Origin of the sequence: Streptomyces hainanensis, from assembly GCF_004348415.1 — a bacterium.
Classification (GTDB): domain Bacteria; phylum Actinomycetota; class Actinomycetes; order Streptomycetales; family Streptomycetaceae; genus Streptomyces; species Streptomyces hainanensis.
This window is the reverse complement of the sequence record NZ_SMKI01000353.1, coordinates 1-8,410: the sequence shown is the minus strand read 5'-3', so window position 1 is coordinate 8,410 and position 8,410 is coordinate 1. Positions and strand designations below refer to the sequence as shown.

General features: G+C 74.6%; 8 protein-coding genes. 1 reads left to right on the top strand and 7 read right to left on the bottom strand.

Annotated features, from left to right (window positions below; all coding sequences use genetic code 11):
- Positions 1-719: 719 nt before the first annotated feature.
- A complete protein-coding gene (locus tag E1283_RS26620; RefSeq protein WP_132820697.1) occupies positions 720-998 on the top strand; it encodes a hypothetical protein in 279 nt (92 codons plus the stop codon).
- Between the two features lie 17 nt (positions 999-1,015).
- On the opposite strand, the gene der is transcribed toward E1283_RS26620, so the two are convergent.
- The 7 genes from der to E1283_RS26585 all read right to left on the bottom strand — a co-directional run bounded on the left by der (position 1,016) and on the right by E1283_RS26585 (position 8,250).
- Entirely contained in the window at positions 1,016-2,482 is a 1,467-nt protein-coding gene (der, locus tag E1283_RS26615; RefSeq protein ID WP_132820696.1) for a ribosome biogenesis GTPase Der, read from the bottom strand.
- Between the two features lie 106 nt (positions 2,483-2,588).
- Positions 2,589-3,254, bottom strand: a complete 666-nt coding sequence (locus tag E1283_RS26610; protein WP_243745127.1) for a lysophospholipid acyltransferase family protein — start codon at positions 3,252-3,254, stop codon at positions 2,589-2,591.
- Positions 3,251-3,934: a (d)CMP kinase gene (cmk, locus tag E1283_RS26605; RefSeq protein ID WP_132820695.1), complete on the bottom strand. Its 684-nt coding sequence runs from the start codon at positions 3,932-3,934 to the stop codon at positions 3,251-3,253. The genes E1283_RS26610 and cmk overlap by 4 nt, the downstream gene beginning before the upstream one ends.
- Before the next feature lie 169 nt (positions 3,935-4,103).
- Positions 4,104-5,189 carry a prephenate dehydrogenase gene (locus E1283_RS26600; protein WP_132820694.1) on the bottom strand — a complete coding sequence of 362 codons (1,086 nt, stop codon included), beginning with the start codon at positions 5,187-5,189 and terminating at the stop codon, positions 4,104-4,106.
- Between the two features lie 63 nt (positions 5,190-5,252).
- Positions 5,253-6,227 (bottom strand): pseudouridine synthase, encoded by a 975-nt coding sequence (locus E1283_RS26595; protein WP_132820693.1) that lies wholly within the window; start codon positions 6,225-6,227, stop codon positions 5,253-5,255.
- On the bottom strand, positions 6,227-6,925 hold the full coding sequence (gene scpB, locus E1283_RS26590) for an SMC-Scp complex subunit ScpB (protein ID WP_132820692.1): 699 nt from the start codon (positions 6,923-6,925) through the stop codon (positions 6,227-6,229). Before scpB ends, E1283_RS26595 begins: the two co-directional genes overlap by 1 nt.
- Positions 6,926-6,927: 2 nt before the next feature.
- On the bottom strand, positions 6,928-8,250 hold the full coding sequence (locus E1283_RS26585; RefSeq protein WP_132820691.1) for a segregation and condensation protein A: 1,323 nt from the start codon (positions 8,248-8,250) through the stop codon (positions 6,928-6,930).
- Between the last annotated feature and the right edge of the window lie 160 nt (positions 8,251-8,410).

The following is an 8,410-nucleotide window of genomic DNA, read 5'->3' as shown; positions in this document are numbered from 1 at the left end:
GTATAAGAGACAGCCCAGGCCCCCTCCCCCGCTGACAGCGCCTGCGGCGCGGGCGCGAAGCGCCCCGTGCTGCGCTGACAGCGCCTGCGGCGCGGGCTCCGCACCCGCGGATGACACGGCACCGCCGGCTAGTAACCAGCCGCGAAGCGGCCCATCGGCCCGGGGCGCGGTGCACCCGCGACGTGGGCTCCCCGGCCGTGGCACAGGGCCCCCGGCCCGGGGCCGGCAACGCACACGGCACGGACTCCCCGGCCGCCGATGGCACGGCACCGCCGCTGACAGCCAGCCGCGAAAGCGGCGCGGGCGCGAAGCGGCCCATCGGCCCGGGGCGCGGTGCACCCGCGACGTGGGCTCCCCGGCCGTGGCACAGGGCCCCCGGCCCGGGGCCGGCAACGCACACGGCACGGACTCCCCGGCTGCGGGTGACACGGCACCGCCGCTGACAGCCAGCCGCGAAAGCGGCGCGGGCCGGCAGGCGGCACGGCCGCCGGGGGCCCGGGTGACGCGTTCCCGGCCGCGCCGCTTCGCGGCGGCCCGCGCGGCGGCGGGGGGCGCCGGCGCTGGGGGCTTCGAGCCGGGCGCCGGCAGGCGCGATCGGCAGGGGCGGTCGGTTAACGCCCGGTTGGACCGCATCCGGTGGGTGGGTCGCTCGTTGGAGGGGCGTGCACACTTATGAAGCCTCGCGTCCGCAGCACGCCCGTCCCGCGCCGATTCCGGGCATGCGGTCGGCCTACGACCAGCCGCCGGGCGGCTCGGGCACACCGATCTACGACTCCCTGTGTGCCGAATACCGCCGGCTCTTCCGGGCGTTGCCCGGCGACCGCACCGGCGAGGAGGAGCTGCGGTTCGTGGGGTTCAGCAGGATCCGCCCCATCCACGGCGCGGGGGCCGGCGGTTGGCGCGACTACGGGCGGCACCACGAACTCGCGCCGCCCGTCTACGCGTATGTGCCCGTCGTGCATCCGACACCGGCGGCGCTGCCGCCCGGAAGCCTGTAACCGGCAGGCCCGCGGGCCTACTTCTTGCGGCCCCGCTTCTCCCGCACGCGCACCGAGATGTGCACCGGCGTGCCCTCGAAGCCGAACTCCTCGCGGAGCCGTCGCTCGATGAAGCGGCGGTAGCCGGCCTCCAGGAAGCCCGAGGCGAAGAGCACGAACCGGGGCGGCCTGGTGCCGGCCTGGGTGCCGAACAGGATCCGCGGCTGCTTGCCGCCCCGCACGGGGTGCGGGTTCGAGGCGACGAGCTCGCCGAGGAACGCGTTGAGCTTGCCGGTCGGCACCCGGCTCTCCCAGCCGGCCAGCGCCGTCTCGATGGCGGGCACCAGCTTCTCCATATGCCGGCCCGTGCGCGCCGAGACGTTGACCCGGGGCGCCCACTGCACCTGCACCAGGTCCTGCTCGATCTCCCGCTCCAGGTAGAAGCGGCGCTCGTCGTCCAGCTGGTCCCACTTGTTGTAGGCGATCACCAGGGCCCGCCCGGCCTCCACGGCCATGGTGATGATGCGGGTGTCCTGGACGCTGATCGGCTCGGTGACGTCGACCAGCACGACGGCCACCTCGGCCTTCTCGAGGGCCGCGGCCGTCCGCAGCGAGGCGTAGTAGTCGACGCCGTCCTGCACCCGACGCCTGATGCCGGCCGTGTCGACGAAGCGCCAGGTCTGCCCGCCGAGCTCGATCAGCTCGTCCACCGGGTCCCTGGTGGTGCCGGCGAGCTCGTCGACGACCACCCGCTCCTCCCCCGCCACCTTGTTCAGCAGCGACGACTTGCCGACGTTCGGCCGGCCGATCAGCGCCACCCGGCGCGGCCCGCCGAGTGCGGTGCCGAACGTCTGGGGGGGTGCCTCGGGCATCACCCGGAGCACCGCGTCCAGCAGGTCGCCGGTGCCGCGGCCGTGGATCGCGGAGACCGGGTAGGGCTCGCCGATGCCCAGGTTCCACAGGTAGGCGGCCTCGGCCTCCTGCGAGGGGCCGTCCACCTTGTTGGCGCACAGCACCACGGGCTTGCCCGAGCGGCGCAGCAGCTTGACGACGGCGTCGTCGGTGTCGGTGGCGCCGACCTTGGTGTCCACCACCATCACGACGGCGTCGGCCGCGTCGATGGCGAACTCGGCCTGGGCGGCGACCGAGGCGTGGATGCCGAGCACGTCCTGCTCCCAGCCGCCGGTGTCGACGACCTTGAAGCGGCGGCCGGCCCACTCGGCCTCGTAGCTGACCCGGTCCCTGGTGACGCCCGGCTTGTCCTCGACGACGGCCTCGCGGCGGCCGATGATCCGGTTCACCAATGTCGACTTGCCGACGTTCGGTCGGCCGACGACGGCGAGCACCGGCAGCGGCCCGCTGCCGGCGGCGGCGAGCTCGCTCGCGATCTCGTCGGCCTCGAAGCCCTCCCCGGTGGCGAGCTCCATGAACTCCGCGTACTCGGCGTCGCCGAGCGCACCGTGCCGGTCCGCGTCCGCGGCGCCTGGGTGGTTCTGGTCGGTCATGGAGTCTGTACCTCGTGGAGTGTCGTCGTTCGCCGCGGGGAGCGGCGGTTCGGGACCGGGTGGGGTGCGCCGGACCGGCGCCCATCACACCAGTGTCGCTCAGGTGCTAACGGCCGGTGAGCCGTCGGGCTTCCTTGAGGTGCGCCGCCAGGCGCTCCTGTATGGCCAGGGTGGCCTCGTCGAGCGCGGCCCTGGTGCGGCGGCCACCGGCCGCGGCGGGTGTGAACGGGTCGCCGTAGACGACGTCGATCCGCCGCCGCAGTGGCGGGAACCCGGGGATCAGCCGGCCGCGGGCCTCGTTGCTGCCGAGCACCGCCACCGGCACGATCGGTGCTGCGGAGCGCAGCGCGAAGTAGGCGAGGCCGGCCCGCAGGGCGGCGAAGTCGCCCTCGCCGCGGCTGCCTTCGGGGAAGATGCCGAGCACGCCGCCGTCCGCGAGCACGGCCAGCGCCTCGCCGACGGCCGCCCGGTCGGTGCCGTCCCGGTCCACCCGCAGCTGGCCGATGGCCCGCAGGTAGGTGGCGACCGGGCCGACGAACGCCTCCTTCTTCACCAGGAAGCGCACCGGGCGCGGCGAGGTGGCCATGATCAACGGGCCGTCGACGTTGTGCGCGTGGTTGCCGGCCAGGATGACCGGGCCGGCGGCCGGCACCCGCCAGGTGCCGAGGGCGCGGGGCCGCCAGCCGCTGTGCATGATGCCGATGGCGATCCGGCGGCCCACCACCGCGCCCCTGGCGCCGCGGGCCGCCTCGGGGGCGCCGGAGCCGCTCACCGCCGCCTGCGCTCGTCGATCAGGGTGACCACGCACTCGACGACCTGCTCCAGGGTCAGGTCCGAGGTGTCGACCTCGATCGCGTCGGCCGCCTTGGCCAGCGGGGACGCCTTGCGCGCCGAGTCGGCGGCGTCCCGCTTGAGCAGCGCCTCGCGGGTGGCCTTCAGGCCGGCCGCGTCCTTGCCCTTCAGCTCGGCGCTGCGGCGGGCGGCCCTGACCTCGGGCGAGGCGGTGAGGAAGATCTTGACGTCGGCGTCGGGCAGCACGGTGGTGCCGATGTCACGGCCCTCGGCCACCAGGCCGTTCGGCGCGGCGGCGGCGATGGACCGCTGCAGCTCGGTGATCACCGAGCGCACCTCGGGCACCGCGCTGACGGCGCTGACGGCGGCGCTGACCTCGTGGGTCCTGATGGGGCCCGCGACGTCCTCGCCGTCGACGGTGATGGTGGGGCCCTGCGGGTCGGTGCCGGAGACGATGGCCGGCTCGGACGCCGCGGCGGCCACCTTGGCCGGGTCGTCGACGTCGACGCCGTGGCTGAGCATCCACCAGGTCATGGCACGGTACTGCGCGCCGGTGTCCAGGAAGCCGAGGCCGAGTCGGGTGGCCACGGCCTTGGAGGTGCTCGACTTGCCCGTGCCGGCTGGGCCATCGATGGCGACGATGACGGGGGTTGCAGTCACGGCGGTGCGCACCTTTCTGGAGCGGGCTGAGGGCGGTCCCCGGTGCGGCGGCGCGCGAGGGGAGAGCGGGGGGCGGCGATCCGAGGCGTTCCCACAGCGCGATACCCCCGGTGGAGAAGGGTACCGGCACGCCGCAGGTGCCCGTCACGCGCCCATGGGGGGGGCGGGGTCAGCCGCGGATCGACCAGCCGCGCTCGCGCAGCGCCGCGATCAGGCCGGGGGCGGCCTCCGGCACCACGATCAGCTCCACCAGGCCGGCCTGCTGGCCGGTCGCGTGCTCGATCCTGACGTCCTCGATGTTGACGCCGGCCCGGCCGGCGTCCGCGAAGATCAGGGCCAGCTCGCCGGGGCGGTCGCTGATGTGGACGGCCACCGACTCGTACACGGCGGGCGCGGCGCCGTGCTTGCCCGGCACCCGCTCCCGGCCGGCGTTGCCGCGCCGCAGGACGGCCTCGACGCCGGCGGCACCGGCGGACCGCTTGGCCTCGTCGGCCGACTCCAGGGCGCGCAGGGCGCGCACGGTCTCGTCCAGGTCGGCCGCGACCTCGGAGAGCACGTCGGCCACCGGCCCCGGGTTGGCGGAGAGGATGTCGAGCCACATCCGTGGCTCGGAGGCGGCGATCCTGGTGACGTCCCTGATGCCCTGTCCGCAGAGCCGGACGGCGGTCTCCTCGGCGCTCTCCAGGCGGGCGGCGACCAGGCTGGACACGAGTTGCGGGGTGTGCGAGACGAGCGCGACGGCCCGGTCGTGCGCGTCAGCGTCCATCACCACGGGTACCGCGCGGCACAGCGAGGCCAGTTCGAGCGCCAGGTTCAGGACCTCGGTCTCGGTCCGCGGGGTGGGGGTGAGGACCCAGGGCCGGCCCTCGAAGAGGTCGGCCGAGGCGGCCAGCGGCCCGGAGCGCTCCTTGCCGGCCATCGGGTGGGTGCCGAGGTAGCTGCGCGGGTCGCCGCCGAGCGCCAGCAGCTCCCTGGCCGGGCCGCCCTTGACGCTGCCGACGTCCACGTAGGCGCGGGCGGCGCCGCGCCGCTGGAGCTCGGCCAGCGTCGCGGCGATGCGCGCCGGCGGGACGGCGACGACGGCCAGCTCCACCGGGCCCTCGGGCAGGCCGTCGGTGCCGGCGCCGAGCGCGGCCGCCGTCCGCGGCTGGTCCGGGTCCTGGTCGGCGAGATACACGCGCACGCCGCGGCCGGTGAGCGCCAGGGCGATGGAGGTGCCGATCAGGCCGGTGCCGATGACGAGGGCGGTGCGCATCCCCTCAGCGTATGCCCCCTCCGGGAGCCGCCGCGCTCCGGTTTCCCGCCACCGCTCCGAGCTCTAGAGGCCGACTTCCTTCATCAGCCGGCCGACCTCGGTGTTGGTCATCCGGCGCAGCCAGCCGGACTTCTGGTCGCCGAGCACGATGGGGCCGAAGCCGGTGCGGACCAGCTTGTCGACCGGGAAGCCGGACTCGGCGAGCATGCGGCGCACGATGTGCTTGCGCCCCTCGTGGAGCGAGACCTCGACCAGGTAGTTCTTGCCGGTGTTCTCGATGACCCGGAAGTTGTCGGCCTTGGCGTAGCCGTCCTCCAGCTGGATGCCGGACCTGAGCCGCTTGCCCAGGTCGCGCGGGATGGGCCCCTGGATGGCGGCGAGGTAGGTCTTGACCACGCCGTAGCGGGGGTGGGTGAGCCGGTGGGCCAGCTCGCCGTGGTTGGTGAGCAGGATCAGGCCCTCGGTCTCGGTGTCGAGCCGCCCGACGTGGAAGAGCCGGGTCTCACGGTTCTGCACGTAGTCGCCGAGGCACTGGCGCCCCTCCGGGTCCTCCATGGAGGAGACGACGCCGGCCGGCTTGTTCAGCGCGAAGAACAGGTGGGACTGGGTGGCCACGGTGAGCCCGTCGACCTTGATCTCGTCCTGGTCCGGGTCGACGCGGCGCCCCTGGGAGCGCACGACGCTGCCGTTGACCTCGACCCTGCCCTGCTCGATCAGCTCCTCGCAGGCCCGCCGGGAGCCGAGCCCGGCGCGGGCGAGCACCTTCTGCAGCCGCTCGCCCTCGGCGTCGCCGAACGTCTTGGGCAGCTTCACCGCCGGCTTGTTGTGCCGCTCGCGGACGCGCTCCTCGAGCATCGCGTCGTACTCGCGGGACCTGGCCGGGGCCGTCCGTTTCTTCTTGGGAGCGCCGCCGGGGCCGCCGCCCTGGCCGTAACGGCGCTCCTCGGGGCGCGGGCGCCCCGAGCTCTGTCGCCGGTCGTCGCGGCTGTTGCCCGCGCCCCGGTGGTTCCGGTTGCTGTTACTGCCGCTGCTTCGCATCAGTGATCCGTCGGGAAGTCGGTGGGAGCGCGGCCGGTTGGCATGGGGCCGGTGTCGTCCGCGTCTACGTCTACGTCCAAGCTGAACGACGCGGCCTCCTGGCTCTCCCCCTCGACCTGTTCGGCCTCGGGGAGGAAGGGGGCGAGCTCCGGCAGTTCGTCCAGGCCCCGCAGCCCCATCCGCTCCAGGAAGTAGTGCGTCGTCACATACAGGATCGCACCTGTTTCGGGTTCGGTGCCCGCCTCGGCCAACAGACCGCGTTGAAGCAGGGTACGCATGACGCCGTCGCAGTTCACACCGCGGATGGCGGAGACCCGGGATCGACTGACCGGCTGCCGGTAGGCGACGACCGCCAGCGTCTCCAGGGCGGCCTGGGTCAGCCTGGCGTGCTGGCCGTCCAGCACGAAGCGTTCGACGGCCTCGGCGTACTCGGGCCTGGTGTAGAAGCGCCAGCCGCCGGCGACGACGCGCAGCTCGAAGCCGCGGCCCTGCGCGAGGTACTCGTCGGCCAGCTCGCGCAGCGCGGCGGCGACGGCGCGACGCGGGTGGCCGAGGACCTTGGCCAGGTGCTCCTCGGTGGCCGGCTCGTCGACGACCATCAGCACGGCCTCCAGGGCCGGCTTCAGCGCGAGCCCGGGCTCCGCCGGTTCCGGGGCCTCGTCACCGGTCGTGGTGACGGTTTCCTGGTCCTGGCTCATGATCACTCCTCCTTCGCCGGCGGCGCGGACTCCTGGTCGAACTCGTCGGTCACCAACGGACGGTCGGGCTCGCCGCCGCTCCAGGAGACCAGCAGTGTGCCGAGGGCCTCCTCCTGGTCCAGGGTGACGGCACGCTCCCGGTAGAGCTCCAGCAGGGCGAGGAAGCGGGCGACGACGGTCAGGGTGTCGGGGGCGTCCGCCACCAGGTCGCCGAAGCTGGCCCGACCGAGCTCGCGCAGCCTGCCGATCACCACCTCGGCCTGCTCGCGGACGCTGACCAGCGGGGCGTGGATGTGGTCGACGTAGACCTGCGGCCTGGGCTTCGGCTGCATGGCCTTGACCGCGAGCCTGGCGAAGCCTTCGGGGCCGATGCTGATCACGACGTCGGGCAGCAGTTCGGCGTGGTGCGGTTCGAGGCCGACGGTGCGGGGGTGCCGGAGCGCCTCGGCGGCGAGGCGCTCCTGGAAGATGTCGGCCACGCGCTTGAAGGCGCGGTACTGGAGCAGCCGGGCGAAGAGCAGGTCCCGTGCCTCGAGCAGCGCGAGGTCCGCCTCGTCCTCGACCTCGGCGGTCGGCAGCAGTCGGGCTGCCTTGAGGTCGAGGAGGGTGGCGGCGACGACGAGGAACTCGGTGGTCTGGTCGAGGTCCCAGTCCGGGCCCATGGCACGGATGTGGGCCATGAAGTCGTCGGTGACGCGGGAGAGCGCGACCTCGGTGACGTCCAGCTTGTGCCGGGAGATGAGTTGCAGCAGGAGGTCGAACGGCCCCTCGAAGTTCTTGAGCACGACCTTGAACCGCCGGTCGTCCCCCTCCGACGGAGCGGCCTGACCGCTTCCCGCCGCCGCGCCGGCCAAGCCGGCCCCGGCCGGCTCCGGCGAAGCCGGGCCGTCCGGCCCGCCGGCCGGCCCGCCGGCGGCCGCGCCGTCGGCACATACGGACTCAGGCGAGTCCATGACTGGAGCCGCCCCTTCGGCCCCGGCGGCCGCGTCCTGGGCCGGGCTCTCCGGCCAGGGGGGTTCACCGGGCTTCGGCAACTCCACCGGCCCGACGGGCCCGTCGATCACACCTACGCGACCGGCCGCCACCTCGGCGGCTTCGCCGGCCTTCGCCCCGGCGACCGGCCCACCGGCAGGCGGGCCGCCTGCCGGCTCCGCAGCCCAGACCGCGCCGTCACGGGCGGCCGGCTCCGGCGAGTCCCCGGCCCGAGCCGGGCCCTCCGCCGCGGCGTCCGGGCCGTCGCCGGGCCGGCGGGCCGGTGTCGGAGGCGGAGCGGCTTCGCGGTCTTCCGGCTTGCCGGCGGAGTCGTCGGCCGGAGCCGGCTCCACGGGTCCGTCGCTCGCGCCCGCGTCGCCGGCCGGCTCCGCGGCTCCGGGCCGGCGGTCCGGTGTCGGGGACGCCGGAGGCTCCGCCGCGGCGTCCGGCGGCTGGTCGGCCGTCGGCCACGACAGTTGGCGGCGACCACCGGTGTCGGAGGGGGGCGCGGGG

Bases quoted from the DNA above. Each gene is read 5' to 3' on its own strand.
- E1283_RS26620 (WP_132820697.1), top strand. From the start codon at position 720: ATGCGGTCGGCCTACGACCAGCCGCCGGGCGGCTCGGGCACACCGATC.
- der (WP_132820696.1), bottom strand. From the start codon at position 2,482: ATGACCGACCAGAACCACCCAGGCGCCGCGGACGCGGACCGGCACGGT.
- E1283_RS26600 (WP_132820694.1), bottom strand. From the start codon at position 5,189: ATGCGCACCGCCCTCGTCATCGGCACCGGCCTGATCGGCACCTCCATC.
- E1283_RS26595 (WP_132820693.1), bottom strand. From the start codon at position 6,227: ATGCGAAGCAGCGGCAGTAACAGCAACCGGAACCACCGGGGCGCGGGC.
- scpB (WP_132820692.1), bottom strand. From the start codon at position 6,925: ATGAGCCAGGACCAGGAAACCGTCACCACGACCGGTGACGAGGCCCCG.